This window comes from Lentzea tibetensis, assembly GCF_007845675.1.
GTDB classification, from domain to species: domain Bacteria; phylum Actinomycetota; class Actinomycetes; order Mycobacteriales; family Pseudonocardiaceae; genus Lentzea; species Lentzea tibetensis.
Genome location: NZ_VOBR01000021.1, coordinates 33838 through 59915, shown reverse-complemented (window position 1 = coordinate 59915; position 26078 = coordinate 33838). Strand labels below are relative to the sequence as shown.

General features: G+C 70.0%; 26 protein-coding genes. 10 read left to right on the top strand and 16 right to left on the bottom strand.

Annotation, left to right across the window (positions count from 1 at the left end; genetic code table 11):
- Positions 1 to 3: 3 nt before the first annotated feature.
- On the bottom strand, positions 4 to 1407 hold the full coding sequence (locus FKR81_RS28750) for an NAD(P)H-quinone dehydrogenase (protein WP_146356450.1): 1404 nt from the start codon (positions 1405 to 1407) through the stop codon (positions 4 to 6).
- A 120-nt stretch (positions 1408 to 1527) separates the two neighbouring features.
- On the opposite strand from FKR81_RS28750, the gene FKR81_RS28745 reads away from it, so the two are divergent.
- A complete protein-coding gene (locus tag FKR81_RS28745; protein ID WP_146356449.1) occupies positions 1528 to 1977 on the top strand; it encodes a gamma-glutamylcyclotransferase in 450 nt (149 codons plus the stop codon).
- 63 nt (positions 1978 to 2040) lie between these two features.
- On the opposite strand, the gene FKR81_RS28740 is transcribed toward FKR81_RS28745, so the two are convergent.
- The 6 genes from FKR81_RS28740 to FKR81_RS28715 form a co-directional block, all read right to left on the bottom strand.
- On the bottom strand, positions 2041 to 3345 hold the full coding sequence (locus FKR81_RS28740) for a M20 family metallopeptidase (protein WP_146356448.1): 1305 nt from the start codon (positions 3343 to 3345) through the stop codon (positions 2041 to 2043).
- The gene (locus tag FKR81_RS28735) at positions 3342 to 4514 is read right to left on the bottom strand and encodes a M20 family metallopeptidase (RefSeq protein ID WP_146356447.1); all 1173 of its coding nucleotides are present in this window, start codon (positions 4512 to 4514) and stop codon (positions 3342 to 3344) included. Before FKR81_RS28735 ends, FKR81_RS28740 begins: the two co-directional genes overlap by 4 nt.
- Before the next feature lie 185 nt (positions 4515 to 4699).
- A complete protein-coding gene (locus tag FKR81_RS28730; protein ID WP_146356446.1) occupies positions 4700 to 5020 on the bottom strand; it encodes a hypothetical protein in 321 nt (106 codons plus the stop codon).
- Between the two features lie 62 nt (positions 5021 to 5082).
- Complete coding sequence (meaB, locus tag FKR81_RS28725) at positions 5083 to 6072, bottom strand: methylmalonyl Co-A mutase-associated GTPase MeaB (protein WP_146356445.1); 990 nt, start codon at positions 6070 to 6072, stop codon at positions 5083 to 5085.
- Positions 6069 to 8213 (bottom strand): methylmalonyl-CoA mutase, encoded by a 2145-nt coding sequence (gene scpA / locus FKR81_RS28720; RefSeq protein ID WP_456319421.1) that lies wholly within the window; start codon positions 8211 to 8213, stop codon positions 6069 to 6071. The genes meaB and scpA overlap by 4 nt, the downstream gene beginning before the upstream one ends.
- Positions 8213 to 9937 (bottom strand): methylmalonyl-CoA mutase family protein, encoded by a 1725-nt coding sequence (locus tag FKR81_RS28715; RefSeq protein WP_146356441.1) that lies wholly within the window; start codon positions 9935 to 9937, stop codon positions 8213 to 8215. Before FKR81_RS28715 ends, scpA begins: the two co-directional genes overlap by 1 nt.
- Before the next feature lie 90 nt (positions 9938 to 10027).
- Between FKR81_RS28715 and FKR81_RS28710 the strand changes: the two genes are divergently transcribed.
- Genes FKR81_RS28710 through FKR81_RS28700 form a run of 3 tightly spaced genes read left to right on the top strand, consistent with a single transcriptional unit; the run spans position 10028 to position 14098 of the window.
- Positions 10028 to 11662, top strand: coding sequence for a serine/threonine-protein kinase (locus FKR81_RS28710; protein WP_146356439.1), 1635 nt, complete (start codon positions 10028 to 10030; stop codon positions 11660 to 11662).
- A gap of 37 nt (positions 11663 to 11699) precedes the next feature.
- Entirely contained in the window at positions 11700 to 12497 is a 798-nt protein-coding gene (locus tag FKR81_RS28705; protein ID WP_186763222.1) for a purine-nucleoside phosphorylase, read from the top strand.
- The gene (locus tag FKR81_RS28700; RefSeq protein ID WP_146356437.1) at positions 12494 to 14098 is read left to right on the top strand and encodes a phospho-sugar mutase; all 1605 of its coding nucleotides are present in this window, start codon (positions 12494 to 12496) and stop codon (positions 14096 to 14098) included. Before FKR81_RS28705 ends, FKR81_RS28700 begins: the two co-directional genes overlap by 4 nt.
- A 29-nt stretch (positions 14099 to 14127) precedes the next feature.
- Here the strand turns inward: FKR81_RS28700 and FKR81_RS28695 are convergent, their stop codons facing one another.
- Complete coding sequence (locus FKR81_RS28695; RefSeq protein ID WP_146356436.1) at positions 14128 to 14460, bottom strand: hypothetical protein; 333 nt, start codon at positions 14458 to 14460, stop codon at positions 14128 to 14130.
- A 51-nt stretch (positions 14461 to 14511) separates the two neighbouring features.
- Between FKR81_RS28695 and FKR81_RS28690 the strand changes: the two genes are divergently transcribed.
- A complete protein-coding gene (locus FKR81_RS28690; protein ID WP_146356434.1) occupies positions 14512 to 14964 on the top strand; it encodes a flavodoxin family protein in 453 nt (150 codons plus the stop codon).
- A 43-nt stretch (positions 14965 to 15007) separates the two neighbouring features.
- The gene (locus FKR81_RS28685; RefSeq protein ID WP_146356432.1) at positions 15008 to 15418 is read left to right on the top strand and encodes a TM2 domain-containing protein; all 411 of its coding nucleotides are present in this window, start codon (positions 15008 to 15010) and stop codon (positions 15416 to 15418) included.
- Here the strand turns inward: FKR81_RS28685 and FKR81_RS28680 are convergent.
- Genes FKR81_RS28680 through FKR81_RS28665 form a run of 4 tightly spaced genes read right to left on the bottom strand, consistent with a single transcriptional unit; the run spans position 15415 to position 17431 of the window.
- Positions 15415 to 16329 (bottom strand): aldo/keto reductase, encoded by a 915-nt coding sequence (locus FKR81_RS28680; RefSeq protein ID WP_146356628.1) that lies wholly within the window; start codon positions 16327 to 16329, stop codon positions 15415 to 15417. The genes FKR81_RS28685 and FKR81_RS28680 overlap by 4 nt on opposite strands.
- Before the next feature lie 47 nt (positions 16330 to 16376).
- Positions 16377 to 16754 (bottom strand): MerR family transcriptional regulator, encoded by a 378-nt coding sequence (locus FKR81_RS28675; protein WP_146356430.1) that lies wholly within the window; start codon positions 16752 to 16754, stop codon positions 16377 to 16379.
- 34 nt (positions 16755 to 16788) lie between these two features.
- Complete coding sequence (locus tag FKR81_RS28670) at positions 16789 to 17175, bottom strand: type II toxin-antitoxin system death-on-curing family toxin (protein WP_146356428.1); 387 nt, start codon at positions 17173 to 17175, stop codon at positions 16789 to 16791.
- Positions 17176 to 17224: 49 nt separating this feature from the next.
- On the bottom strand, positions 17225 to 17431 hold the full coding sequence (locus tag FKR81_RS28665; protein ID WP_146356427.1) for a type II toxin-antitoxin system VapB family antitoxin: 207 nt from the start codon (positions 17429 to 17431) through the stop codon (positions 17225 to 17227).
- A 56-nt stretch (positions 17432 to 17487) separates the two neighbouring features.
- Between FKR81_RS28665 and FKR81_RS28660 the strand changes: the two genes are divergently transcribed.
- Positions 17488 to 18108, top strand: a complete 621-nt coding sequence (locus FKR81_RS28660) for a TetR/AcrR family transcriptional regulator (RefSeq protein ID WP_146356425.1) — start codon at positions 17488 to 17490, stop codon at positions 18106 to 18108.
- A 9-nt stretch (positions 18109 to 18117) separates the two neighbouring features.
- Here the strand turns inward: FKR81_RS28660 and FKR81_RS28655 are convergent, their stop codons facing one another.
- A complete protein-coding gene (locus tag FKR81_RS28655; protein ID WP_146356423.1) occupies positions 18118 to 19398 on the bottom strand; it encodes a glycoside hydrolase family 18 protein in 1281 nt (426 codons plus the stop codon).
- Positions 19399 to 19527: 129 nt separating this feature from the next.
- Positions 19528 to 20151 (bottom strand): uracil phosphoribosyltransferase, encoded by a 624-nt coding sequence (gene upp / locus FKR81_RS28650; RefSeq protein WP_146356421.1) that lies wholly within the window; start codon positions 20149 to 20151, stop codon positions 19528 to 19530.
- A 173-nt stretch (positions 20152 to 20324) separates the two neighbouring features.
- On the opposite strand from upp, the gene FKR81_RS28645 reads away from it, so the two are divergent.
- Positions 20325 to 21317 carry a Gfo/Idh/MocA family protein gene (locus tag FKR81_RS28645; protein ID WP_146356419.1) on the top strand — a complete coding sequence of 331 codons (993 nt, stop codon included), beginning with the start codon at positions 20325 to 20327 and terminating at the stop codon, positions 21315 to 21317.
- Here the strand turns inward: FKR81_RS28645 and FKR81_RS28640 are convergent.
- The gene (locus FKR81_RS28640; protein WP_186763221.1) at positions 21309 to 24530 is read right to left on the bottom strand and encodes a S8 family peptidase; all 3222 of its coding nucleotides are present in this window, start codon (positions 24528 to 24530) and stop codon (positions 21309 to 21311) included. The genes FKR81_RS28645 and FKR81_RS28640 overlap by 9 nt on opposite strands.
- Positions 24531 to 24788: 258 nt before the next feature.
- Between FKR81_RS28640 and FKR81_RS28635 the strand changes: the two genes are divergently transcribed.
- On the top strand, positions 24789 to 24995 hold the full coding sequence (locus tag FKR81_RS28635) for a hypothetical protein (protein ID WP_146356415.1): 207 nt from the start codon (positions 24789 to 24791) through the stop codon (positions 24993 to 24995).
- Positions 24996 to 25010: 15 nt separating this feature from the next.
- The gene (locus tag FKR81_RS28630) at positions 25011 to 25634 is read left to right on the top strand and encodes a DUF1707 SHOCT-like domain-containing protein (protein ID WP_146356413.1); all 624 of its coding nucleotides are present in this window, start codon (positions 25011 to 25013) and stop codon (positions 25632 to 25634) included.
- Positions 25635 to 25636: 2 nt separating this feature from the next.
- On the opposite strand, the gene FKR81_RS28625 is transcribed toward FKR81_RS28630, so the two are convergent.
- Positions 25637 to 26077: a hypothetical protein gene (locus FKR81_RS28625; RefSeq protein WP_146356411.1), complete on the bottom strand. Its 441-nt coding sequence runs from the start codon at positions 26075 to 26077 to the stop codon at positions 25637 to 25639.
- Position 26078 lies beyond the last annotated feature (1 nt).

Below are 26078 nucleotides of genomic sequence, written 5' to 3'. Positions count from 1 at the left end.
GTCCTAGTCCAGGTCGTCGTGCCGCATGAGCTGGCGGCCCGCCTCGGTGAGCGAACCCGACAGTGACGGGTACACCGAGAACGTGGTCGCCAAGTGCTCGACAGTGAGCTGGTTCTGCACAGCGAGAGCGATGGGCAGGATCAGCTCACTGGCGTTCGGCGCCACGACGACGCCACCGATCACCACACCGGTGGCCGGGCGGCAGAACAGCTTCACGAAGCCGCGGCGCAGACCCTCCATCTTGGCGCGGGGGTTCGTCGCCAGCGGCAGCATGATCGTGCGCGCGGGCACCTCACCCGAGTCGATCACCTGCTGGCTGATGCCGACCGTGGCGATCTCGGGGTTGGTGAAGACGTTCGCGGCGACGGTCTTGAGCCTGATCGGGTTCACGCCCTCGCCGAGCGCGTGCCACATCGCGATGCGGCCCTGCATGGCCGCGACACTGGCGAGCAGCAGCAGACCGGTGCAGTCGCCCGCCGCGTAGACGCCGCTGACGTTCGTGCGGCTGACCCGGTCGACCGGGATGTAGCCGCCGCGCCCGAGCTCGATGCCGATCTTGTCCAGGCCGATGTCGCCGGTGTTCGGGACGGAACCGACCGTCATCAGCGCGTGGCTGGCCTCGATCGTGCGGCCGTCCTCGAGGTAGATCTTGACGCCCTCGCCGGTGTTCTCGACCCGGTCCGCGCGGGCGTGCTTGACGACCTCGGTGCCGCGCTCGGCGAACACGTCCTCCAGCACGGCGGCCGCGTCGGCGTCCTCGTGCGGCAGGACGCGGTCGCGGCTGGACACCATGGTGACCTTGACGCCCATCTCGGTGTACGCGCTGGCGAACTCGACACCCGTCACACCGGAGCCGATGACGGCCAGGTGCTCGGGGAGCTCGGGCAGGTCGTAGATCTGGCGCCAGGTGAGGATGCGCTCGCCGTCCGGCTCGGCGCCCTCGATGATCCGCGGCGTGGCGCCGGTGGCGATCAGCACGACGTCCGCGCTGAGGATCTCGTCGGTGCCGTCGGACTTGGTCGCGACGACCCGGTGCTGGGCGAGGCCGCGGCTGTCGTCGCAGAACTTCGCCCGGCCGTTGATCAGGCGGACGCCCTCGCGCTGGAGCCGCGCCCGGACGTCGGCGGACTGGGCGAGCGCGAGGCCCTTCACCCGTCCGTGCACGACCGGCAGGTCCACGTTCGCGAGGTCGTTGTTGGTCTGAATGCCCAGCTCACCGGCGTTGCGGAACGCGCTGCGCGCACCGGCGGAGGCGATGAAGGTCTTGCTCGGGACGCAGTCGTAGAGGACGCACGCGCCACCCGCGCCGTCGTTCTCCACCACGGTCACGTCCGCGCCGTGCTGCGCGGCGACCAGAGCTGCCTCGTAACCTGCGGGTCCGCCGCCCATGATGACGATGCGGGTCACGATCAGTCCCCTCTTTCGGTGCTTGACGAGCCGTGCTCACGGTACGCGGTGAGGTGTTGGTCCGTGTCGCCCGGTCTTCCAGTACCAAAAGCTGATCGTTGGGTCGCTACGCTGTCGGACGTGCCGCTCTATGCCGCGTACGGGTCGAACATGGATCCGAACCAGATGATGGAGCGAGCCCCGTACTCCCCCATGGCGGGGACCGGCTGGCTCGTCGGTTGGCGTCTGACGTTCGGTGGCGAGGACCTCGGCTGGGAGGGCGCGCTCGCCACCATCGTCGAAGATCCGGACGCCCAAACATTCGCCGTCCTGTACGACGTGTCCCCACGGGACGAGTCGCGCCTGGACCGCTGGGAAGGTGCACTGGGCCTCTACAAGAAGATCCGCCTGAGGGTGCAGACCCTCGAAGGCTCGGTGGTGGCCTGGCTGTACGTCCTGGACGCCTACGAGGGCGGCCTGCCGTCGGCGCGCTACATCGGCGTGGTCGCGGACGCCGCCGAGTCAGCGGGAGCGCCGGACGACTACGTCGCCGACCTGCGCACTCGTCCGTGCCGGGGAATCGGCCCCTAAAGACCCCCAGAACGGCCTCAGGGCCACCTCCGCGGCGCGGAGGTGGCCCTGAGCACTAGAACGTCAGGCCAGCGCGGCCAGGGCGGCGTGCACCATCACGCGGACACCGACGAGCAGCGCGCGCTCATCGAGGTCGAACGTCGGCTGGTGCAGGTCGCGCTGCTTCTCCACGCCGTTCCACACGCCGAGGCGGGCGAACGAGCCGGGCACGTGCTCCAGGTACCACCCGAAGTCCTCGCCACCCGACGACTGCTCCGTGCCGGCCAGCGCGTCGTCGCCGAGAGCAGCCTCGATGCCCGCCCGCAGCAGCATGGTCGACTCGCGGTCGTTGACGACCGGAGGCACGCCACGCCGGTGGTGCAGGTCGAACCCGACGCCGGTGGGCAGCAGCAGACCCGTCACCAGGTCCTTGACCAGCGGCTCCAGCTCGGCCCAGATGTCGCGGTCGCCGGTGCGCAGCGTCCCGGACAGCACGCCGTCCTGCGGCACCGCGTTCGGCGCCTGACCGGCGTGCACGGCACCCCAGACGAGCACCGTGGCAGACCTCGGGTCGACCCGGCGGGACAGCATGGTCGGCAGGCCCGTGATCACGGTGCCCAGCGCGTGCACGAGGTCCGCGGTCAGGTGCGGGCGCGACGTGTGCCCGCCCGGCGAGGTCAGCCGCAGCTCCAGCAGGTCGGACGCCGAGGTGATGGCGCCGATGCGGGTGCCGATCCGGCCGACCTGCAGGCGCGGGTCGCAGTGCAGGCCGAAGATCCGCTCCACGCCGTCGAGGCCGCCCGCGGCGAGCACGTCCAGCGCGCCGCCCGGCATGACCTCCTCGGCGGGCTGGAAGATCAGGCGCACACGGCCGGGCAGCTCGGTCGCCGCGGCCAGGGCCAGTGCGGCACCGATCAGCACCGTCGTGTGCGCGTCATGACCGCACGCGTGCGACACACCGTCCACTGTGGACGCGAAGTCCAGTCCGGTGTTCTCCGACAACGGCAGCGCGTCCATGTCCGCGCGCAGCGCGACGCAACGGGGGCCGGAGCCGACGTCGCAGATCAGGCCCGTTCCGCCGGGGAGGACGCGTGGCTTCAGCCCGACGGAGCGGAGCAGACCCGCGACCAGCTCGGTGGTGTTGTACTCGCGTCGGGAGAGCTCGGGGTTGGCGTGGAGGTGCCTGCGCCACGCGACGACGTCGGCCGCGTTCGCGGTCAGCCAGTCGTCGAGCCACGAAGGCCCTCGCCCTTCCCCGAGGTCGTCCACAGGGGACATGCTGACCCCACGCTCGGTCACCAGCACCTTGGCAGCCCCCTCAGCCACAGCCGAAGGAAGCGCATCCCCAGGTCCTCCGGGCAGATCGGGTCGGGAGTCCAGAACCGTCATGCCACACCTCCGCGCGCGAGCAGTCGCGATCGCTGCTCGGGGTCTGTGGCTGTCGCGATCGTCGTCCAGGCCATGGCGAGTGCTCCCTCGAGCAACGCCCGGTCGGCGGACGGCGACGCGCAGGCGGTCGCGAACTCAGATTGGTGGTTCACCGCGTCTCCGCAGTCGATGGCAATGGTCGGGTGGATTGCGGGCAACACACGTGTCACGTTGCCCATGTCGGTGCTCCCGATCTTCTCGCGCTGTTCCTGTTCTGGACTCAGCAGCCGTCTCCCCAGCTCGGTGGCCGCACGCCGGTAGGCGTCAGCGAGCCACGGGTCAGGAGTCAGCTCGGCGTAGATCGGAGAGACCTGCACGACCTCATGGGTACAGCCGGTGGCCAAAGCCCCGGCTTTGAAGCAGTCCTGGATCCGGTTCTCCAGACGCTTCAACGATTCCAGATTCTCCGCCCTCAAGTCGAACATCGCTGATGTCCGGGCGGGTATTACGTTCGGCACCGTGCCGCCGCGCGTCACGATGCCGCTGACCATCTGGCCGGGCTCGAGATGCGGGCGCAGCAAACCGATCGCGACCTGCGCGACCGTGATCGCGTCGCCGGCGTTCACGCCCAGGTGGGGCGCCGCGGCGGCGTGGGACGGACGACCTTTGTAGTGCACTTCGAGATCGGTGATGGCGAGACTGCCCGCCGCGCACGACTCGTACGGCGCCGGGTGCACCATCATCGAGAACGAGACGTCGTCGAAGACACCGCGTTCCAGCATGAGCACCTTGCCGCCGCCGACCTCTTCGGCCGGTGTGCCGATGACGCGCACGGTGATGCCGAGCCGGTCGGCCACGTCGCGCAGCGCGAGAGCGGCTCCGACCGAGCTCGCGGCGATGACGTTGTGGCCGCAGGCGTGCCCGACCTCGGGCAACGCGTCGTACTCGGCGCACAGGCCGAGCACCAGCTCGCCGTCGCCGTAGGTGGCCGTGAACGCGGTCTCCAGGTCGGCGACACCGCGTTCGACCTTGAAACCCTCACCGTCCAGCAGACCCGCGATCTTCTCCACGCTCTTGTGCTCGGCGAACGCGAGCTCGGGTTCAGCGTGAATCGAGTGGGACAGGTGCACCAGCGCGTCCGAGTACCGCTCGAGGGTCGAGCGAGTGCTGATCTTCAAGTCGGTACTCATTTGCGTCCATCCTGCATCACCGCCCAGCGGGCGAGGCGCGGTCCACGTGATCAACCGGACGGCCGGTCACGGCCAAGCGCCAAGCGGCGAAGCAATGTTCGGTGGTACCGATCAACCATGACGCAAATGGTCTGGCGGGGTGCTAAATTTCGACTATGCGTTCTCACGATGTGAGATACGCGTCCTCACCCCTGGGCGGCCTTCGCGGCCGCGCGCCTCTTCCGCCAGCGCGCCCAGCGCTTCTTGTTGCGGTAGTAGACCAACGCGAACATGGCGACGGCGATCGCGCCGACCCACAACTTCTTCTTGGTCTCAGCCTTCTGTTCAGGCGAAACCTCTTGCGGAGGGTTGAGGTCCGGACCGTTCGTCGGCGTCGGCTGCGCCGCCGCGTGGACCTCCGAGTAGTCCGAGGCAGTACCTGGCCCGGCGGGGGTGGCGGTCGCTGTTCCACCGACCGCGAAGACACCCAGCAACACGAGCACGCAGGCCATCAACAACCTCGACATGGCCAGAACTCTACCTCGATTACCACGATAGAAGGTCACCCAAACCAGCTATGCGGTGACAGTCAGTTTGCAATGAATGCGGCCAGGATCCGTTCCGCGGCAAGCGTCGCAGTGAGTTCGCCCGCGCGGACCTGACGCTCCAACTCGGGCACCATCTCCCGCACACCGGGATTGGTCCGCACCGAGTTCCACAGCTGGTCGCGCACCATCTGCCAGGTCCACTCGACCTGCTGACGCCTGCGCTTCTCCTCCAGCTCGCCGGCACCAGCCAGCGTCGAGCGGTGCTCCAGGACCTTCTGCCACAGTGCTTCCAGTCCGGCGCCGGACAGGCCGCTGCACGTGAGAACCGGGGGATGCCACAGGTCCTCCGGGTGACGCAGCATGCGCAGCGCGCCCGCGAGCTCCCGCGCGGCCTTGCGCGCGTCCTGCTCGAACGGACCGTCCGCCTTGTTCACCGCGATGACGTCCGCGAGCTCCAGCACGCCCTTCTTGATGCCCTGGAGCTGGTCACCGGTCCTGGCGAGGGTCAGGAACAACGAGCAGTCGGTCATGTTCGCGACCGCCACCTCGGACTGTCCCACGCCGACCGTCTCGACCAGCACCACGTCGTACCCGGCGGCCTCGACCAGCACGATCGTCTCGCGCGTCGCCTGCGCGACACCGCCGAGCGTGCCGGACGTCGGCGACGGCCGGATGTAGGCGTTCTCGTCGACCGCGAGGCGCGCCATGCGGGTCTTGTCGCCGAGGATGCTGCCGCCCGAGCGGGTCGACGACGGGTCGACCGCCAGCACCGCGACCCGATGACCGGCGGCGGTGAGCATGGTGCCCAGCGCGTCGATGAAAGTCGACTTGCCGACACCGGGCACGCCGGTGATGCCGACCCTGATCGCGTTGCCGGACTTCGGCAGCAGCTCGACCAGCAGCTCCTGCGCCTTCGCCCGGTGGTCGGCCCTGGTCGACTCGACGAGCGTGATCGCCCGCGCCAGCACGCCCCGGTTGCCTGCGAGCACGCCCTTCGCGTACTCGCCGACGTCGATCGTCCTCTGTGTCATGACGAAGTCGGGCCGTGTCCAAGGTTTTCGGCGAGCTTGCGGAGCAGATCCGCGGCGGCGTCCGCGATGACGGTGCCGGGCGGGAAGATGGCCGCCGCGCCCGCCGCGTAGAGCTCGTCGAAGTCCTGCGGCGGGATGACGCCGCCGACCACGATCATGATGTCCTCGCGGCCGAGCTTCGCCAGCTCCTCGCGGAGCGCGGGCACGAGCGTCAGGTGCCCCGCGGCCAGCGACGAGACGCCCACGATGTGGACGTCCGCCTCGACCGCCTGGCGCGCGACCTCGTCCGGGGTCTGGAACAGCGGGCCGACGTCGACGTCGAAACCGAGGTCCGCGAACGCGGTCGCGATGACCTTCTGGCCGCGGTCGTGGCCGTCCTGCCCCATCTTGGCGACCAGGATGCGCGGACGACGACCCTCCGCCTCGGCGAACTCCTCGACGACCTGGCGACAGGCGTCCACATTGGACACGGCTCCGACCTCCTGCCGGTAGACACCGGAGATGGTACGGATCTGCGCCGAGTGGCGCCCCCAGATCTTGCCGAGCGACTCGGAGATCTCGCCGACCGTGGCCTTCGCACGCGCCGCGCTGATGGCCAGCTCGAAGAGGTTCCCGCCCTGCGTCGCGGCGTTCGTCAGCGCGTTCAGCGCGGAGTCCACAGCGGACTGATCACGTTCCTCGCGGAGCCTGCGCAGCTTGTCCAGCTGCTGGACGCGGACACCGGCGTTGTCGACCTTGAGCACGTCGATCTGCTCGTCGTTGTCGACCTGGTACTTGTTCACGCCGATCACCGGCTGGCGGCCGGAGTCGATGCGCGCCTGGGTGCGCGCGGCGGCCTCCTCGATGCGCAGCTTCGGGATGCCCTCGTCGATCGCGCGGGCCATGCCACCGGCGGCCTCGACCTCGGTGATGTGGCCCCACGCCTTCTGCGCGAGGTCGTGGGTCAGCCGCTCGACGTACGCGCTGCCGCCCCACGGGTCGATCACGCGGGTGGTGCCGGACTCCTGCTGGAGCATCAGCTGCGTGTTGCGGGCGATGCGCGCGGAGAAGTCCGTCGGCAGCGCCAGCGCCTCGTCGAGTGCGTTGGTGTGCAACGACTGCGTGTGGCCCTGGGTCGCGGCCATCGCCTCGACGCACGTGCGCGAGACGTTGTTGAACACGTCCTGGGCGGTCAGCGACCAGCCCGACGTCTGGCAGTGCGTGCGCAGCGACAACGACTTCGGCGACTTCGGGTCGAAGCCCTTCACCAGCTTCGCCCACAGCAGCCTGGCGGCGCGCATCTTGGCGACTTCCATGAAGAAGTTCATGCCGATCGCCCAGAAGAACGACAGCCGCGGCGCGAACGCGTCCACGTCCAGACCGGCCTCGCGGCCGGCGCGGATGTACTCGACGCCGTCCGCGAGCGTGTAGGCGAGCTCCAGGTCGGCCGTGGCTCCGGCCTCCTGCATGTGGTAGCCGGAGATGGAGATGGAGTTGTACTTCGGCATCTTCTGCGAGGTGTACGCGAAGATGTCCGAGATGATCCGCATCGACGCCTGCGGCGGGTAGATGTAGGTGTTGCGGACCATGAACTCCTTGAGGATGTCGTTCTGGATGGTCCCGGCGAGCTCGTCCGGCGACACACCCTGTTCCTCGGCGGCCACGACGTAGAGCGCGAGCACCGGCAGCACGGCGCCGTTCATCGTCATCGACACGGACATCTTGTCCAGCGGGATGCCGTCGAACAGCGTGCGCATGTCGTAGATCGAGTCGATCGCGACGCCCGCCATGCCGACGTCGCCTGCGACGCGCGGGTGGTCCGAGTCGTAGCCGCGGTGCGTGGCCAGGTCGAACGCCACGCTCAGGCCCTTCTGCCCGGCCGCGAGGTTGCGGCGGTAGAAGGCGTTCGACTCCTCGGCGGTGGAGAAGCCCGCGTACTGGCGGATCGTCCACGGCTGGTTGACGTACATCGTCGGGTACGGGCCGCGCAGGAACGGCGCGACGCCCGGATACGTGGCCAGGAAGTCGAGGCCGGCCAGGTCGTCCGCCGTGTAGAACGGCTTGACGTCGATGCCCTCCGGCGTGTGCCAGACCGGCAGGTCGGCCGTGACGTCGTTGGGCCGCAACGCACCGAGGTCGATGTCGGCGAAGTTGGTGGGGATCACTTCGTCACCCCCAAGAAGGAGTACGTGTCGTTGAGGATGTCCAGAGCCGGGCAGCCCGCGTACACGAACCCGTCCACCTCCGCGTCGGTCTTCTTGCCCGCCAGCAGGATCCGCTCGGCACCGGCGGCGCGCAGCGCCTCGACGGCGGGCACGGCCTGCTCGGCGTAGCTGGTCTCGCTGCCGCACAGCACGGCGATCCGCGCGCCGGACTTCCGGAACTCCTCGGCGACCTGCTCGGGCGTCGAGGTGGCGCCGGCGGCGGGCGTCGCGATGCCACCGGCCTGGAAGAGGTTCGCGGCGAACGTCGCGCGCGCGGTGTGCGCGGACACCGGGCCGAGCGTCGCGAGGAACACCTGCGGGCGTTCGTCCTGCACGTCGGCCAGATCGCGGAGGTGCTCGAACGCCTGCGCGTACCGGATGCGGGGAAGCCCGCCCGACGGCTCGTCGGGCGCCGGGGCGCGGGTGATGGCCTTCTCGGTCATGTTCGGGAACTCGCTGACGCCGGTGATCGCGTCGCCGCGGTCCGCGATGCGCTTCGAACGCTGGTCCCACGTCCGCGCGATGCGGTCCGCGACCAGTGCGTGCGCGGCGGGCAGGCCGCCCGCGCGCTCGATCTCCTGGAACCAGGCCCAGGCGGTCTTCGCGAGCTCGTCGGTCAGCTGCTCGACGTACCAGGACCCGGCCGCGGGGTCGATCACCTCGCCGAGGTGCGACTCCTCCAGCAGCAGGTTCTGCGTGTTGCGGGCGATGCGGCGGGCGAACTCGTCCGGCAGGCCGATCGCGGCGTCGAACGGCTGCACGGTGACCGAGTCCGCGCCGCCGAGACCGGCGGCGAAGCAGGCGACCGTGGTGCGCAGCATGTTCACCCACGGGTCGCGGCGGGTCATCATCGCGCTGGACGTGACCGCGTGCTGGACCTGCCTGGCGGTGACCCCGGAGACCTCGGCGACGCGGGCCCACAGCCTGCGGGCCGCGCGGAGCTTGGCGATCGTGAGGAACTGGTCGGCGGTCGCGGCGTAGCGGAACTCCAGCTGCCCGAACGCCTCGTCCGCGCTCAGCCCGGCCTCGGTGAGCGCGCGCAGGTAGGCGACGCCCGCGGCGATCGACGCACCCAGCTCCTCGGCGTCCGAGCCGCCCGCGTCGTGGTACGGCTGGGCGTCGACGACGATCGTGCGCAGGTGCGGGAAGAGCTTGCGCGCTCGAGTCGTGAGGTCGACCGCGGCTTTCAGGTCGGGTGCGGCGCCGGTGCGCGCGTGCACGCCGAGCGGGTCGGCGCCCAGGTTGCCGTGCACCTGCTCGGGCAGCAGCGGCGCCTCGTCGTAGATGCGCAGCATGGCGCGGCCGGTCTCGGTGAACTCGGCGCCGCCGTCGACGACGACCGGCGCGAGGTCCAGGTAGACGTCGGCCAGCACGTCCTGCAGCGTCTCCGCGGGCAGCGCGAGCCAGAGGCTCGTCACACCGCCCTCGAGGTCGTTCATCACGGCGAGCTTGTCCGGCACGGCGTGCCGCTGCCGCACGTCCCAGCCCTGCTTCGCGGGGGCGAGGCCGGGGAACGCGCTGGACGCCTCGGTGTAGAGCGGCTGGATGTCGATGCCGTCGTACGTGCGCGTGACCAGGGAGTCGTAGCTCGCGCCCGACTTGCGGAGGACGGCGTCGACCAAGTCGCGCCACTGTTCCCTCGTCGCTGAGGGGAAATCGGCGGCCAATGCCAACTCCATCATGCGTCGCAGTGTTACCGACCGGTTCTGTTTCGGCTATGTGAGGTTCACCGCCGTGCGCGATGCAGGGGGTGTCCCAGGAAGAATAGGGGGATGGACACCGAGGAGCGGCTCATCGCGGACCGCTACCGCCTGCAGCGCATGCTCGGCCAGGGCTCGATGGGAACCGTCTGGGCCGCGCACGACGAGGTGCTGCGCAGGCAGGTCGCCGTGAAGGGGATGCTGCGCCCTCCCGGCATGCCGGACCTGGAGGCCGACGAGCTGCGCGAGCGCACCATGCGCGAGGCGCGGGCGATCGCGGCGCTGTCGCATCCGAACCTGGTGACCCTGTACGACGTCGTGCAGCACGAGGACGAGCCCTACGTGGTGATGGAGCTCGTCCCGTCGCGCAGCCTCGGCGAGTTCCTCAAGCAGCACGGCAGGCTGACCGAGCAGCAGGCGGCGATGGTCGCGGACGCGGTCGCGGCGGCGCTGGAGGCCGCGCACCGGGCCGGGATCACGCACCGCGACGTGAAGCCGGGCAACGTGCTGATCGCCGACGACGGCCGGGTGAAGCTGACGGACTTCGGCATCGCCCGCAACGTCGCCGAAGCCACGATGACCAGCCGCGGGATCACCCTCGGCACGCCCGCGTACATCGCGCCCGAGGTGGCGTCCGGCGGTGACGTGACGGCCGCGGCGGACCGGTGGTCGCTCGGCTCGACGCTGTGGGCGGCGATGGCGGGCCAGCCGCCGTACGAGGGCACGAACGTCATGCGGACGATCAACCAGGTCGTGCACGACCCGGTGCCGGAGCCGCAGGGTGCGGGCGAGCTGGCGCCGGTGATCACCGGGTTGATGCGGAAGGACCCGGCGGAGCGGATGCCGCTCGTGGACGTGCGCCGGTCCGTGCACGCGCTGCTGCCGCCGCCGGGGACGTCGGTGTTCGGGCTCGAACCGCCCGCGGCGCCGTTGCCGGTGCTCCCCCGGCCCAAGCCCAGGATCGCCCCGGAGACGCCGCTCGCCGACGACCCCGGCCCGCTGCCGTTCGCGGTGGGCACCTCGCCGCTGCCGGCACCGCGAGGACGGGTGGCGTCGGTGCTGGTCATCGCGCTGGCGTTCGTGGTGTTCGGCGTGTCGACCGGCGGCGGGTTCGTGCTGACCAGGTTGATCGCGGGCGTCGGGCTGCTGCCGCCGCAGACCGGGCAGACGACGCACGTGCTGCCGTCGCTGGAGGCCACGATGCGGCTGGAGCCGCGCCCGATGACGGCGCGGACGCTGGAGGGCGACCAGGGCGGCCAGTTCAAGATCAGCATCGAGCCGGACTGGTCGACGTACGTCGAGAAGCGGACCGAGCCGAACTTCCCCACGTCGATCGTCGTGCACTTCGTGTCACCGAACGGCGCGTACGACGTGGCCGTGCACCGGTTCTCCGGGTTCTACGCGCAGGGGCTGGACATCGCGTCCTACCTGAGGCTGGTGAAGTCGCGCTGGCCGCAGCGGTACTTCGGCGAGGACCGCGGCGAGACGCCGCCGCTCGCGGGCCAGGCGCAGGAGGACCCGCTGCGGCTGACCTACCGCACGGTCGAGGGCGACGGGCCCTCCGCCGTGCAGCGGACGCGGTTCTCGCGGGTGCTGCCGTTCCGGTCGGACCTGTGGGTGGTGGAGGTCAGCGTGCCCACCGAGCAGGAGGACGTCGGCCGCACGAAGCTGTTCGACGCGATCGCCTCGACCTTCGCCCCTGAGTGAGGCGGTGCTCTGACGACCTCCGGTTTAGGCTCACGCGGTGACTGAGACTCCCGAACAGCTGGCCGCCAAGGCCGCGGAAGAGATCCAGAACCGCACCGGGGTGGCCAAGCACGACGTCGCGGTCGTGCTCGGCTCCGGCTGGCGACCCGCCGCCGACCTGATCGGTGACGCCGCCACGGAGATCCCGGTCGGCGAGCTCACCGGCTTCGAGGCGCCGACGGCCGTCGGCCACGGCGGCACCATCCGGTCCGTCCCGATCGGCGACAAGAACGTGCTCGTCGTGCTGGGCCGCACGCACGGCTACGAGGGCAAGGGCATCGCGAAGGTCGTGCACAACGTCCGCACGGCGGCCGCGGCCGGCGTCCGGACGGTCGTGCTGACGAACGCCGCCGGTGGCCTGCGCCAGGGCATGTCCGTCGGCCAGCCCGTGCTGATCAGCGACCACCTGAACCTGACGGCCGCGTCGCCGCTCGTCGGTGCGCGCTTCGTCGACCTGACCGACCTGTACTCGCCGCGGCTGCGCGCGATCGCCCGCGAGATCGACTCCTCGCTGGAGGAGGGCGTGTACGCCGGGCTGCCGGGCCCGCACTTCGAGACCCCGGCCGAGATCCGCATGCTGCGCGGTCTGGGTGCCGACCTGGTCGGCATGTCCACGGTGCACGAGGCGATCGCCGCGCGCGCCGAGGGCGTCGAGGTGTTCGGCCTGTCGCTGGTGACGAACCTGGCCGCGGGCATCACCGGCGAGCCGCTGAACCACCAGGAGGTGCTGGAGGCCGGTGCCGCCGCCGCGTCGCGCATGGGCGCGCTGCTGCGTGAGCTGGTGACCAGGGCATGAGCCTGACCCCGGCCCTGCGGGACGCGACGTTCCGCTGGATCGCGGACGACCCGGACCAGGCCACGCGCGCCGAGCTCCAGGGCGTGCTGGCGCGGGCGATGGGTGGTGACGCGTCGGCGCTGGAGGACCTGGAAGACCGGATGGCCGGGCCGCTGACGTTCGGCACCGCCGGGCTGCGCGGCCCGGTGCGCGCCGGGTCCAACGGCATGAACCGCGCCGTCGTGATCCGCACGACCGCGGGCCTCGCGTCGTGGCTCCCCGGCTCCGGCACGGTGTTCGTCGGCCGCGACGCGCGCCACGGCTCAGAGGACTTCGCTTCCGCCGCGGCATCCGTGCTCGCCGGAGCCGGTTACGACGTGCGGGTGCTGCCCGGCCCGCTGCCGACGCCCGTGCTGGCCTTCCTGGTGCGCAAGCACAAGGCGGTCGCCGGGGTGCAGATCACCGCGTCGCACAACCCGCCTGCGGACAACGGCTACAAGCTGTACCTGACCGGCGGTTCGCAGATCGTGCCGCCGGAGGACCGCGAGATCGAACGCGCGATCGCGCTCGTCCCGGCCGCGGTGTCGGTGCCGCTGTCGTCGTCGTATTCGGTCGTGCCCGATGTCGAGATCGAGTCCTACCTGGAGCGGGTGGCCTCGCTGCCGCGCGGGGTGTCCCGCGAGCTGAAGGTCGCGTTGACGCCCATGCACGGCGTCGGTGGCCAGATGGCCGTGGACGCGTTGCGGCGCGCCGGTTTCACCGACGTGCACGTGGTGCGGTCGCAGGCCGTTCCCGACCCGGACTTCCCGACGGTCGACTTCCCGAACCCCGAGGAACCCGGTGCGGCCGACCAGCTGCTCTCGCTGGCGTCGTCGGTGGGTGCGGACCTGGCGATCGCGCTGGATCCCGACGCGGACCGCTGTGCTTTGGGCGTGCGCGACGGTGCGTCGTGGCGGATGCTGCGCGGCGACGAGACCGGCGTGCTGCTCGGTTCTCTCGTCTTGTCCACTGTGGACAAGCCGGATCCGCTGGTGGCCACGACGATCGTGTCGTCGTCCTTGTTGAAGTCGATCGCCGCCGCACGCGGCGCCCGGTACGCGGAGACGCTGACCGGGTTCAAGTGGCTGGTGCGCGCGGGCGAAGGCCTCGTGTTCGCGTACGAGGAGGCGCTGGGCAACTGCGTCGACCCCGAGTACGTGAGTGACAAGGACGGCATCTCTGCGGCCGTCGTGGCGTGCGACCTGGCGGCCGGCCTGAAGGCGTCCGGGCGCACGTTGCTGGACGCGCTCGACTCGCTCGCCGTGGAGCACGGCCTGCACCTGACCGACCAGGTGTCGTTGCGGTTCACCGACCTCAGCCTGATCGGGTCCGTGATGGCCCGGCTGCGTTCGTCGCCGCCGTCGGACTTCTCGTGCGAGGACCTGCTGCCCGATGCCGACGTGCTGCGGCTGACCGCGCCGGGCGTGCGCGTGATCGTGCGCCCGTCGGGCACCGAGCCGAAGCTCAAGGCGTACCTGGAGGTCGTCGAGCCGGTCTCGGAGTCACTTGACGTGTCCCGAGACCGAGCTCGTCAACGACTGGCCGACCTGCGCACGCGGGTCACGGAGCTGGTCACGCCGTAGCGATCGGCCTGGTCAGGCGATCACCCTGGTCACGCCATGGCGATCAGCAGCGACAGCACGCCGACGACGAGCGCCCCTGCTGCCACGTAGTACGGGCGCCTCGTCGGCGGCGCGATCGCGTTGCGCCTGCCTTCGGTGACCGCGGCGAGCGCGATGCGTCCGAAGAGGTAGCTGATGCTGGACAGGAGCACGCCGAGCGCGAGCACCACGGTGTTCGCCGCGTAGGGGCTGTGGTCCGCACCGGGCCAGATCGCGAGCAGCACGAGAGGCACGCCGATCAGCCCGATGGCGATCGACAACCCGAATCCCCAGGTGATGCGTCGGCTCCGGCTGCTGGTCGTCAAGATGGCTGTGGTCTTCATGTCCCCTCCTGTGTACACCAACAATGACGCGCGTGGACCACACTGGTTCCCATGCCGCGCTTGTTGATCATTCACCACACGCCGTCACCTGCGATGCAGGAGATCCTCGAGGCGGTTGTCGCCGGTGCCACCGCCCCGGAGATCGAGGACGTCGACGTGGTCCGCACACCGGCACTCTCCGCCACGGCCTACGACGCACTGGAAGCGGACGGCTACCTGCTCGGCACCCCGGCCAACATCGGCTACATGTCGGGCGCGCTGAAGCACTTCTTCGACACGATCTACTACCCGTGCCTGGACGCCACGAAGGGCCGGCCGTACGCGTTCTACGTGCACGGCAACCTGGGCACCGAGGGCGCGATCAAGAGCGTGGAGAGCATCGCGAAGGGCCTGGAGTGGCGGCCCGTCAGCGCTCCCCTCCCGCTGACGGGCCAGCCCGGCAAACAGGATCTCGAGCAGGCTTGGGAACTGGGCGCGACGGTCGCCGCCAGCCTCATGGCCTGACAGCCCCGAGTAACACCGCGTCGGGCACAGCCGAAAACCGAGCATGACTGGACCACTGGGCCCGATCCCGATGTGCGGCTCCTGCGGCGCTTTCCTGCAGCCGCCGAACCCGATGTGCCCGGTCTGCCGCACCGTCCAGTGGGCCCAACCGCCACCGCAGCCCATGCCGATGCCGCAACCGGTGTACTACCCGGTCCCGATGGCCCCGCCGAAGTCTCCGGGCCTCGCCGCGTTCCTGTCGTTCCTCTGGCTCGGCGTCGGCAACGTCTACGCGGGCCAGACGGGGCTGGGCATCGCGCTGCTGCTGGTGAACATCCCGCTGATCATCCTGGGCTGGACGGTCATCGGGATGCTCGTCGCCTTCCCGCTGTGGCTGATCGCGGTGGTCATCTCGATGGTCACCGCCTCCCAGGCCGCGTCGGCCTTCAACCAGCGGATCTACTACCGCTACTAGCGGCCGACGCCCCGCATGTCGGCGTACCGGTCGCCGACGACGTCAGCAGCGGGAACCGCCGCCTCGATCGCCTCCAGGTCGGCGGCGGACAACGTCAGCGCGGCCGCGGCGACGTTCTCCTCCAGGTACTTGACCCGCTTGGTCCCCGGAATCGGCACGACGTCCGCGCCGCGGTGCTGCACCCACGCCAAAGCCAGCTGACCGGCGGTGACGCCGAGCCCGGCGGCGACGGCCTCCAGAGCGCGCACCATCTCGAGGTTCTTCTCCATGGCGCCGGCAGCGAACCGCGGCTGTGCGACCGCGCGGAAGTCGCCGGCCGAGAAGGACTCAGCGGTGTAGCGGCCGGTCAGCACGCCACGTCCCAAAGGCGAGTAGGGCACGAGGCCGATGCCCAGCTCACGGGCCGTCGGCACGATCTCCGCCTCGATGTCGCGCGACCACAGCGACCACTCGCTCTGCAGCGCCGTGATCGGTGCGACGGCGGCGGCGCGGCGCAGGGTCGCGGCACCGGCCTCGGACAGTCCGATGTGCCGGATCTTGCCCTCTTCGACGAGCGCGGCCATCGCGCCGACGGTCTCCTCGATCGGCGTCTGCGGGTCGACCCGGTGCAGGTAGTAGAGGTCGATGTGGTCGACGCCGAGGCGCTTCAGCGAGCCCTCGACGGCCGAGCGCACGTACTCCGCGTCGCCGCGGACCGCGTTGCCGTCGGGGCCGCGCACGATGCCGAACTTCGTGGCCAGCACGACCTGGTCGCGGCGGCCCGCGATCGCGCGCCCGACCAGTTCCTCGTTCGTGAAAGGCCCGTACATGTCGGCCGTGTCGAGCAGCGTCACGCCGAGCTCCAGCGCCCGGTGGATCACGGCGACCGACTCCTCCTCGGAGCCCGCGCCGTAGAACTCGCTCATCCCCATGCAGCCGAGACCCTGCGGGCCGACTTCCAGCTTCCCCAAGAAACGGCTCACGCCGAGGCCTCCAAGTCGTGTTCGATCTGCGCGTAGTGCTCGATCTTGTAGTCGAGGATCTCCAGGCACGACTGCAGCTCGGCGATGCGGGCGCGCACCTGTGCGCGCTGGTCCACCAAGATCTGCTTGCGCCTGCCGGCCGCGACGTCGCCGCGGTGCCTGAGCTGCGCGTACTCGCGCATCATCCGGATCGGCATGCCCGTCATCCGCAGTCGCGTGACGAAAGCGAGCCAGCCGAGGTCGTCGTCGGAGTAGCTGCGTCGCCCACCTGAGTCCCGAGCAGGCGGGTCGACCAGCCCGATTCGTTCGTAGTAGCGCAGGGTGTCGATGGACAACCCGCTGCGCTCCGCCGCCTGGGCGATCGAGTAACTCACACCCCAGACGCTAGAACCTGGAGCGCGCTCCAGGTCAACCCGATTCCTTCGGGATTCCCCACGCTTCGAGGTGGGCGGCCATCTGGGGAACGTCGAGCTTGTCGCGGCCGAGCGCGCGGACGAGGTCCAGCGCGTCGTCCTCCTCGGCGTCGATCCACCAGCCGTTGATGTCGCACATGGTCACGGCGGCCACCCAGCCGAGGCGCCAGTTCCCCTCGACGAGGGGACGGGTGCGCACGATCGAGTCCAGCACCGAGGAGGCCTTGAGCCACAGGGTGTCGTACGCCTCGACGCCGAGCACCGTGGCACGAGGCCGGTACGCCGCCGTGTCGAGTAAGCCGAGGTCGCGCACGACGAGATCGCCGCCGGTCACCGCGGTGGCCAGCACGAGCAGGTCACCGGCATCCAGGTAGTTGATCACGGAGTCCAGTTGATCACAAGGGTCCGACAATTTCGGGCCCGTACGAGAATCAGGCTGGCCCGAGCCTATCGAGAAGCCCCCGGTACTTGGGGAGTACCCGACCGAGTACTTCTCCGAGCTTCTCCTCCTGCTGCATGCGGGCCCATCGGTCGGCCAGCGCGAGCCGGATGATCTCCTGCTTGGAACGCCCCTCCGCTTCGGCGAGTTCAGCGAGCCGCTGGTTCTCCTCGTCGGTCAACCGCAAGGTCATCGCCATGCATCGGACGGTACCAACCTGATACCACGGAAACCAGCCGCCGATAGGATTCCGAGATGCCCCGTCCCAAGACGCACGACGACGCGCTGCGTCACCGCCTGCTGGACCGGGCGGGTGAACTGCTGAGCACCGAGGGGCCGAACGCGCTCAGTCTGCGCAGGCTCGCGGCGGACGTGAGCACGTCGACCACGGCGGTGTACTCGCTGTTCGGCGGCAAGCCCGCGCTGCTGGAAGCGCTGTACGACGAGGCGTTCAGCCGGTTCGGCGCCCGGCTGTCGGCCGTGCCGCCCACCGGCGACCCGGCCGAGGACCTGGTGCGGATCGGTCTCGCGTACCGGGAGAGCGCGCTGGCGGACCCGCAGTTCTACGCGGTCATGTTCAGCAAGGTCGTGGAACCGACGCGCGAGATGAGCAGGGCCGCGATGCGCACGTTCGCGCCGGTCATCGAGATCGTGCGGCGCAGCGTGGAGCAGGGCGTGCTGCACGCGGACGATCCTGAGCAGATCGCGTTGTCCGCGTGGGGACTCGCGCACGGGCTGGTGAGCCTGGAGCTGGGCGGCAACCTGCCACCGGGGATCGACGCCGCGCAGTCCTACGAGATCGCGATGCGGGCGCACGCCGATGGGTGGCGGAATCCGGGGAGGCGGCCGCCGCGAAACCTCCCCGGACCCCGTTGAACTGTCCGGTTAGGACAGTCCGCTGCTGAGCGCCTTGATCAGCTCGCCCTGCGGGGTATCGCCGTCCAGCGACCAGATCATCGCGCCGCCGAGCCGTCGATCCGTGATGTAACGAGCCTTGCGCTTCATCTCAGTCGGGTCGTCGTAGGTCCAGAACGTCTTGCCGTCGAACAGCCACGCGAAGCCGGCGCGCTCGTCGCGGTAGACCTTGAAACCGGCGTCCAGCTTGGTCTTCAGGATCCGGTAGTCCTCGTAGCCCGCCTCGTACGTCGCGGGCGCCGCCGGGCCGTTCTGGAACAGGCCCTTGTTCACGTTGGCGAGATCGGTCCAGCCGCGGCCGTAGAACGGGACGCCGAGCACGGCCTTCGAGCGCGGAGCGCCACGCGACAGGTACGCGTCGACGGTCACCTGCGAGCTGAACTCGAACTCGGACGGGTCGCCCTTCGGCACGCGCAGCGCCGACTGCTGGTTCGCCGTCGGATCCCACGCACCGTGGTAGTCGTAGCCCTGCAGCGTGCCGAACGTGAGCAGGCTGAACACCCTGCGCACCTCGAAGCCGCGGTCCACCTGCACCGGGTCGGCCGGCAGGAACGCGGTCAGGTCGCGGCTCCAGCCCATCTGCTTGCGGTACTCGACGAGCAGCTTGGTGAAGTTCGGCTTGTCCTCGGGACGCACCACGTTGCCGGGCGCACCCTCGCTCGATGGCCACTCCCAGTCCAGGTCGATGCCGTCGAAGACGCCCTTGGCCGCACCGGCTGGCAGGCCGGGCAGGTTGCCCTTGATCCACATGTCGACGCACGACTTGACGTGCGCGGCGCGCGACTCGGCGGTCAGCGCGGCGTTGGAGAAGTACTTGGAGCCCGTCCAGCCGCCCAGCGAGATGTTGATCCTCAGCTTGGGGTACTTGGCCTTGAGCTGCTTGAGCTGGTTCAGGTTGCCGTTGAGCGCCTGGCCGGGCTCGTCGGCCTTGCCGCTGACGCTCTGCTCGGCGGTGAACGGCTTCTGCCAGTCCGCCCAGGCGTCCGCGCTGATGCACGAGCCCTTCTCGTCGAGGAACCCGAACGCGTAGTTCAGGTGGGTCAGCCGCGCGGCCGTCCCGTTGTCGACGATGTTCTTGACCAGGAAGTTCCGGTCGTAGATACCCCACTGCGTGAAGTAACCGACCGCTTTGGCCCTGCTGTGCCCGTGGCCCTGGATGTTGCTGTCTGCGTCGGCGCTCGCCAAGGGCGCGAGCGACACGGACAGGGCGCCGACCATGAAGGCGGCGACGCCCCATCTGGATCTGGACATGGTTCTCCTCGCGGCAACGGCGGCAGCGGCGTTGTGGTCCACAGCACGGTAGGCCTGAGGTCTAGACCACTGCTACGGCCGATCGGAGGAATGTCCGTTACCCGGCGGTCACGGACAGCTAGCCGGCTCCTAGACGGCTCCGTACTGGCGGTCACCGGCGTCACCGAGGCCGGGGACGATGAACCCCGAGTCGTTGAGCCGCTCGTCGACGCTGGCCGTCACCAGGCGCACCGGGAGCTTGGAGTCCTCCAGGTGGTTGATGCCCTCGGGGGCGGCGAGCGCGCAGATCGCGGTCACGTCCGTCGCGCCGCGCTGGGTCAGCAGCCGGATCGTGTACGCCATCGAGCCGCCGGTCGCGAGCATCGGGTCCAGCACGAACACCGGACGGCCCTCGAGGTTCTCCGGCAGCGACTCCATGTACGGGGTCGGCTGGAGCGTCTCCTCGTCGCGGGCGAGCCCGACGAAGCCCATCTGCGCGTCCGGGATGAGCTTGTGCGCCTGGTCCGCCATGCCGAGCCCGGCGCGCAGCACCGGCACCAGCAGCGGCGGGTTGGCCAGCCGGTACCCGGTGGTGCGAGCGACCGGCGTGTGCGTCCGCTCCTCCTTGAGGGGGGCGTCGCGGGTGGCCTCGTACACCAGCATCACGGTGAGCTCGTGCAACGCGGCGCGGAAGGCCGCGTTGTCCGTGCGGGCGTCCCGCATGGTGGTGAGCCTCGCCCTGGCGAGCGGGTGGTCGACGACGAGCACGTCCATGGCGGACACCGTAACCGGTGCAGGAGCAGAACGCGTACGACGTGACGTCCGGAGTGGACCGAGCGGACCGGACGACGCGGCCGCGCCCAGATGGCGGCGTGGGACTCGTCCACGCGCGCGCTCGTCCCGTCTACCCGTCGCGGGACGCCGATTTGGTGGAATGATCGGGACTCGTGACGGACCACGTGCGCATCGGGATCCTCGGAGCAGCTCGCATCGCACCGGGGGCGGTGATCAAACCCGCCCGTTCGACAACGGCGGCCGAGATCGTCGCCGTCGCCGCCCGCTCGCGCCACCGCGCGCAGGAGTTCGCCGACGAGCACGGCATCCCGCGCGTCCACGACACCTACCAGGAGCTGCTGGAAGACCCGGCCGTCGACGCCGTCTACAACCCGCTGCCGAACGGCCTGCACGGCAAGTGGACGCTCGCCGCACTCGCCGCGGGCAAGCACGTGCTGTGCGAGAAGCCGTTCACCGCCAACGCCGCGGAAGCCCGTCAGGTCGCCGACGCGGCGGCCGCGTCGGGTCTCGTGGTGATGGAGGCCTTCCACTACCGCTACCACCCGATGGCGCTGCGGCTGGCCGAGATCATGTCGTCCGGCGTGCTCGGGCCGCTGCGGCACGTGCAGGCGTCCGTCTGCTTCCCGCTGCCGGTGTTCTCGGACATCCGCTACAACTGGTCGCTCGCCGGTGGCGCCCTGATGGACGCCGGTTGCTACGCGGTGCACATGGCGCGCCTGGTCGGCGGTGGCGAGCCCGAGGTGCGCTCGGCGCACGCGCTGCTGCGCGACCCGCGGATCGACCGCGCGATGACCGCGTCACTGCGCTTCCCCGAGGGCCACACCGGAACCGTGCGCGCGTCCATGTGGTCGCGCTCGCTGCTGAACATCTCGATCCGCGCGATCGGCGAGAACGGCTCGGTGCGCGTGTTCAACCCGCTCGGGCCGCAGTTCGTGCACCGGCTCTGGTTGCGGCTCCAGGACCGGCGCACCTCCGAGACGTTCGGAAAGCGGCCGACCTACGCCTACCAGCTCGACGCGTTCACCGACGCCGTGCTGCAGGGCAAGCCGTTCCCCACCACGCCCGAGGACGCGGTGAGGAACATGGCCGTCATCGATGCGATCTACACCGCGGCCGGGCTTCCCGTGCGGGAACCGTCAGCCTGACGTTCCGAGCTGGTAGGCGCGGATCACCTTCGTCGTCACCGAGCTGCCGCCGCTGTCCTTCGCCTTGACCTGCAAGGAGACGAACGTCTTCCCGGTGACCTTCGGGTTGGCCACGACCGCGTACCCGGCCCGCCCGGTCCGCACGACCGGCGCGGGAGCCCACGTCTTGCCGTCGTCGAACGAGGCCTGCACGGCCAGCTCGGTCAACGGCAGGTCGGGCGTGCCGCCCTGCCGCTCCAGCCGCAACGGGACAAGAGTCCGCGCGGTGGCCGGAGCCCGGTTGTAGGCGTCCAGTGCGGGCGCGAACTTGATCGCGATCACCGGGGCCGGTGTGAACCGCGCGCCGGTCGTGTTGGAGGCGCGGAAGGTCCACGAGCCTTCGACGTGCGTGGACAGCTCGGACCACGGCACGGTGCGATCGGCGAAGCCGTCCACCCGGTACTCGGCCGGACCGGTCACCGCCGGGCCGGAGAACCCGCTGTAGTCCTTGGACTCCTCGACCTTCACGCCGTCCCGGTAGACGGTCCAGCCGCCGGTGACAGCCGGGTCGAACCGGGTGTGCTGGTACTGGCCGACGTCGGCGAACAGCGGGAGGCGGCCGTCGATCGTGTCGCCCCAGTGGCCGACCCACAGGATGTCCTCCGAGCCGGACAGGCCCTGCGCGGGGCCGGGCAGCCCTGGTCCCTCGACGGCGTGGTTCCACGGCTCGGTCTGGGCACCCGCGTGGAAGCCGTACACCGTCGCCCACACGATGCCCAGCGGTGACGGCGCGTTGGTGCCGTCACCCGGCACGCGGTACAGGGCGTTGATCCAGAAGACGTCCTTGCCCGCCGTGTAGTACTCGGTGCGCTCACCGGGCTGGTGCACCCGCGCGAACGCGGCGTTGCCGAACACCTGCATCGGCGAGAACCCGTTGATCACGCGGGCGACCAGGCCGGACTTGCCGTTCTTGCTGCCGAACGTCGCCTTCACCTTCGCCAGGTCGCGGTCGCGCACGGTGAGGTTCACGCCGTTCGGGATCCGGCCCGGCCAGTGGTGCACGAGGCTGTAGAAGGGGCCCCGCGCCACCAGGTCGGCGTCGAGCGAGTCCGTCGCCTGGGCGTCGTACACGGTCGAGAACGAGTACGGCACGCCACCGGAGGGCGCGGGCACCGCGTAGAACTCGACGGCGCGGTCCTCCGCGTACGCGGTGATGGCCGCCGTGCTGCCCTTGCCGTCGCCGACGATCGCGCCGAACGAGCGGTACAGGTCGGTCGCGGCCTTCCGCTCCGGACGCACGGAGACCTTGCGGCCCTTCCGCGCGTCCAGCGTGATCGTGACGTCCTTCGTGACGGACAGGTTCGGGTCGCCCGCCAGCGTCGCGCTGCCCTTCGTGCTGATCAGCGACGCCAGCCGGTACACGCCCTTCGGCAGGCGCACCTTGCCCTGCCCCTGCTGCACGTAGATCGGTGCGTACTCCGCGCCGAAGAACCCGACGGCGTGCTCCAGGTCGTCACTGGCCGGGGCGCCGGTGCGGTCGATCAGCTCGACGGTCACGTCGTAGCTCTCGCGCTCACCGGAGAGCCCGACGACCGTCTGCACGACCGCACCGCCACCGGTGGCCGTCAACCTGCCGCTGAACTGGCCCGGCTTGAGCACCGACGGGTTGCTGCGCACGGACACAGCAGCGGTGCCGCCAGCGGGCACGACGACCTTGTCCGCGGACACCGTGAACAGGCCTGCCGGGGCGTCCGAGGTGAACGACAGGGCCAGCTCGACCGGTGCCGTGCCCTGGTTGGTGTAGGTGACGTCCTTGGTCTCCGGCCTGCCGGTCGAGTGCGGCCAGCGCACCAGGCTGAAGCTGAGGTTCGTGGTGGCGGTGACGGCCTGCGTGACCGCCCGCGCCACGTCGACGCGTCCGGTGCCCTGCGCGTACACCGGGTACGAGCCCGGCTTCGCCGACGACGTCAGCGCGGTCTTGATCTGCTCACCCGTCCACTGCGGATGCTGCTGCGCGAGCAGCGCGGCCGCGCCGGAGACGTGCGGGGTGGCCATCGAGGTGCCCGTGCCCGCGACGTAGTCACCGTGACCGGCACGGGCGGCGACGATCTCCTCGCCGGGCGCGGTCACGTCCGGCTTCACCGCGAAGTCGCCGAAGCGCGGGCCTCGGCTGGAGAACTTGGACAGAACGTCCTGTTTGGACACGCTGCCGACGGTCAGCGCGGCGTCCGCCGCACCGGGCGTGCCGATCGACATGTCCGCGCCCTCGTTGCCCGCCGCGACGACGAACAGGACGCCCTTCTCGCGGCTGATCCTGTTGACCGCCAGCGCCAGGTCGTCCGTTCCGTCGCTCGGCTCGGAGGTGCCGAGGCTCATGCTGATGACCTTCGCGCCCTCGTCGGCCGCCCACTCGACCGCGTCGATGACGTCGGACAGCGAGCCGCCGCCGTCGTTGTCGAGTGCCTTCGCGATCACCAGGCTCGCGTCCGGCGCCACGCCGCGGTACTTGCCGTTCGACGCCGCACCGGATCCGGCGACCGTGGACGCGACGTGCGTGCCGTGGCCGTTGCCGTCCTGCACGCCGTCACCGCTGAAGTCCTTCTCCGCCACCACGTTCTTGAGGTCCGGGTGCGCGTGGTCGTAGCCCGTGTCGACGACGGCGACCTTGACGCCCTTGCCGGTGTAGCCCGCCTGCCACGCCGCGGGTGCGCCGATCTGCGGCACGCTCTGGTCCAAACTGGCCTTCACCCTGCGGTCCAGCCGGATCCGCGCGTCACCGGAGGCCCAGAAGCGGCCTTTCTCCAGTGTTGTCGCATAGGCGCCGATGCTGGGCAGGTCGCGGTGGACCGAGGTTCCGTGCAGCGCACCGGAGATGATGACCGGCAGGTCCTTGCGCGACGTGTCGTCGTAGCCCTGCTCGATGAGCCCGGTGACGTCGAACAGCGCGCGGTCCAGCCGTCCCGACCGCACCTGCCCGGCGACGTCACCGGGCATCACGGTGAGCTGATCTCCCTTGGCCTGCTTGAAGAAGATCTGGTCCGCGCGCCCCGGTCCCGGCTGGATGCGGACGATCTGCCTGCCGCCCGGCGCTTTCGTGAGCGCCACGCGGTCACCGGTCAGCAGGGTGACCGTGTGCTCTTCGGGAAGTTGTTGTGCCGCAGCGGGTGTGCCGCTGACGAGCAGTCCGGCGACCAGTGTGGCCGCCGCGATCAGTGCCGTTGAACGCGCCGCCATGACCCCGTCTTTCATCGCGGGATGACCAGGCGGACGGCGTGCTGGTCTGGACCACCCGATTGTGGTCTCGTTGCCACGGGGTCGACAACCCGCTGATCGGATTAGTAGATATGTAGTAGCGGTACCGAATTTTCGGTAACCCAAGATCACCTGATCCGGTACGTCTATCAGCCGATCCGGGTGTCAAGTGTCGACAAGTCGTCTCCGAACCAAGGAAGAGAGACGACCAGTTGAGACATCACCCCCGGAGGTACCACGGTGAACGTCGATCAGGAGCAGGCCAGGGTCAGGCCGCTCTGCGAGTCCCCGCTAGTGATCTTCTCGGTGTCCGCGGCGGTGGCCGTGCTGATCGGCGTGCTGCCGCACCTGTGGCTGAACAACCCCTCGTGGGCGTTCGTCGTCGCGGGTGTTCTCGTGGGAGCGCTGATCATCACCGTCGCTTTGGCCCCTGGGCGCAAGTGCTGACCTAAACTCGGACGGGTGAGCGACGAGCTGGTACCCGCCGACCAGAGCAACCTGCGCGCATCGGACGCCGACCGGGAACGGGTGGCGCAGTTGTTGCAGAAAGCAACGGCCGAAGGGCGCCTCGACATCCACGAACTGGATGAGCGACTGGCGGCCGTCTACGTGGCCAAGACGTACGGCGAACTCGTCCCCCTCACCGCCGACCTCGTGCTGACCGGCATCCCCCAGCAGCCGGTACCGCAGACGTCGAGGATCGGTGGCGAGCCGGGTTCGGCCGTCAGCATCGGCGTCATGTCCGGCGTCGACCGCAAGGGCGCCTGGGTGGTGCCGCAGATGCACACGGCCGTCGCCGTGATGGGTGGCGTCGACATCGACCTCACCGAGGCGCGCTTCGCCGCCGCCGAGACGACCATCAGCGTGTTCGCGTTCTGGGGCGGCGTCGACATCCGGGTGCCCGACGACATCAACGTCAAGGTCGACGGCTTCGGGCTCATGGGCGCGTTCGAGAACAGCGCGGTCGGCAGGCACATCCCCGGTGCGCCGACCGTCCGCATCACCGGGCTGGCGATCATGGGCGGCGTCGAGGTCAAGGGGCCCAAGCGCAAGAAGCGCAAGGACCGCCTCGAGCTCGAGGACTAGAGCTAGGGCTTCGGCACCGGCGGGCAGGCCGCGCCCGCGCAGGTGATCGGCGCGGACGCGTTCGACCAGCAGTGGTCGTTGAACCCGTCCGCGGTGGTGAGCGGCTGGAAGGACGCCTCGTAGCCCTCCGTGCGCGAACCCTGCACACCCACCGAGTTGATGCCGCCCGGCTCCTCGATCGTGGCGACACCGTCGCTGTCAGTCGCGACCTTCGTGGGCATGCCCCCTCGCATGCCCTCGGTGTTGATGGCGAACGCCAAGCCCACCTTGGCGCCCACCACCGGACGGTCACCCTGGGTCAACCGAGCGCTGAGCGTGATCGGCGCCGTGGGGCCGGGCACGTCGATCGGTGCCACTTCGAGCTTGGTCGGCAGGCAGTCCGGCGTGCTGGAGCAACTCACGACGGGGAGTGCCAGCAGCGCCACGAGCCACAACCGGATCACG

Coding starts and splice junctions, on each gene's coding strand:
- FKR81_RS28740 (WP_146356448.1), bottom strand. CDS start 3,345: ATGACGGTTCTGGACTCCCGACCCGATCTGCCCGGAGGACCTGGGGAT.
- FKR81_RS28735 (WP_146356447.1), bottom strand. CDS start 4,514: ATGAGTACCGACTTGAAGATCAGCACTCGCTCGACCCTCGAGCGGTAC.
- FKR81_RS28730 (WP_146356446.1), bottom strand. CDS start 5,020: ATGTCGAGGTTGTTGATGGCCTGCGTGCTCGTGTTGCTGGGTGTCTTC.
- meaB (WP_146356445.1), bottom strand. CDS start 6,072: ATGACACAGAGGACGATCGACGTCGGCGAGTACGCGAAGGGCGTGCTC.
- FKR81_RS28715 (WP_146356441.1), bottom strand. CDS start 9,937: ATGATGGAGTTGGCATTGGCCGCCGATTTCCCCTCAGCGACGAGGGAA.
- FKR81_RS28710 (WP_146356439.1), top strand. CDS start 10,028: ATGGACACCGAGGAGCGGCTCATCGCGGACCGCTACCGCCTGCAGCGC.
- FKR81_RS28700 (WP_146356437.1), top strand. CDS start 12,494: ATGAGCCTGACCCCGGCCCTGCGGGACGCGACGTTCCGCTGGATCGCG.
- FKR81_RS28695 (WP_146356436.1), bottom strand. CDS start 14,460: ATGAAGACCACAGCCATCTTGACGACCAGCAGCCGGAGCCGACGCATC.
- FKR81_RS28690 (WP_146356434.1), top strand. CDS start 14,512: ATGCCGCGCTTGTTGATCATTCACCACACGCCGTCACCTGCGATGCAG.
- FKR81_RS28685 (WP_146356432.1), top strand. CDS start 15,008: ATGACTGGACCACTGGGCCCGATCCCGATGTGCGGCTCCTGCGGCGCT.
- FKR81_RS28680 (WP_146356628.1), bottom strand. CDS start 16,329: ATGGGGATGAGCGAGTTCTACGGCGCGGGCTCCGAGGAGGAGTCGGTC.
- FKR81_RS28665 (WP_146356427.1), bottom strand. CDS start 17,431: ATGGCGATGACCTTGCGGTTGACCGACGAGGAGAACCAGCGGCTCGCT.
- FKR81_RS28660 (WP_146356425.1), top strand. CDS start 17,488: ATGCCCCGTCCCAAGACGCACGACGACGCGCTGCGTCACCGCCTGCTG.
- FKR81_RS28655 (WP_146356423.1), bottom strand. CDS start 19,398: ATGTCCAGATCCAGATGGGGCGTCGCCGCCTTCATGGTCGGCGCCCTG.
- upp (WP_146356421.1), bottom strand. CDS start 20,151: ATGGACGTGCTCGTCGTCGACCACCCGCTCGCCAGGGCGAGGCTCACC.
- FKR81_RS28640 (WP_186763221.1), bottom strand. CDS start 24,530: ATGGCGGCGCGTTCAACGGCACTGATCGCGGCGGCCACACTGGTCGCC.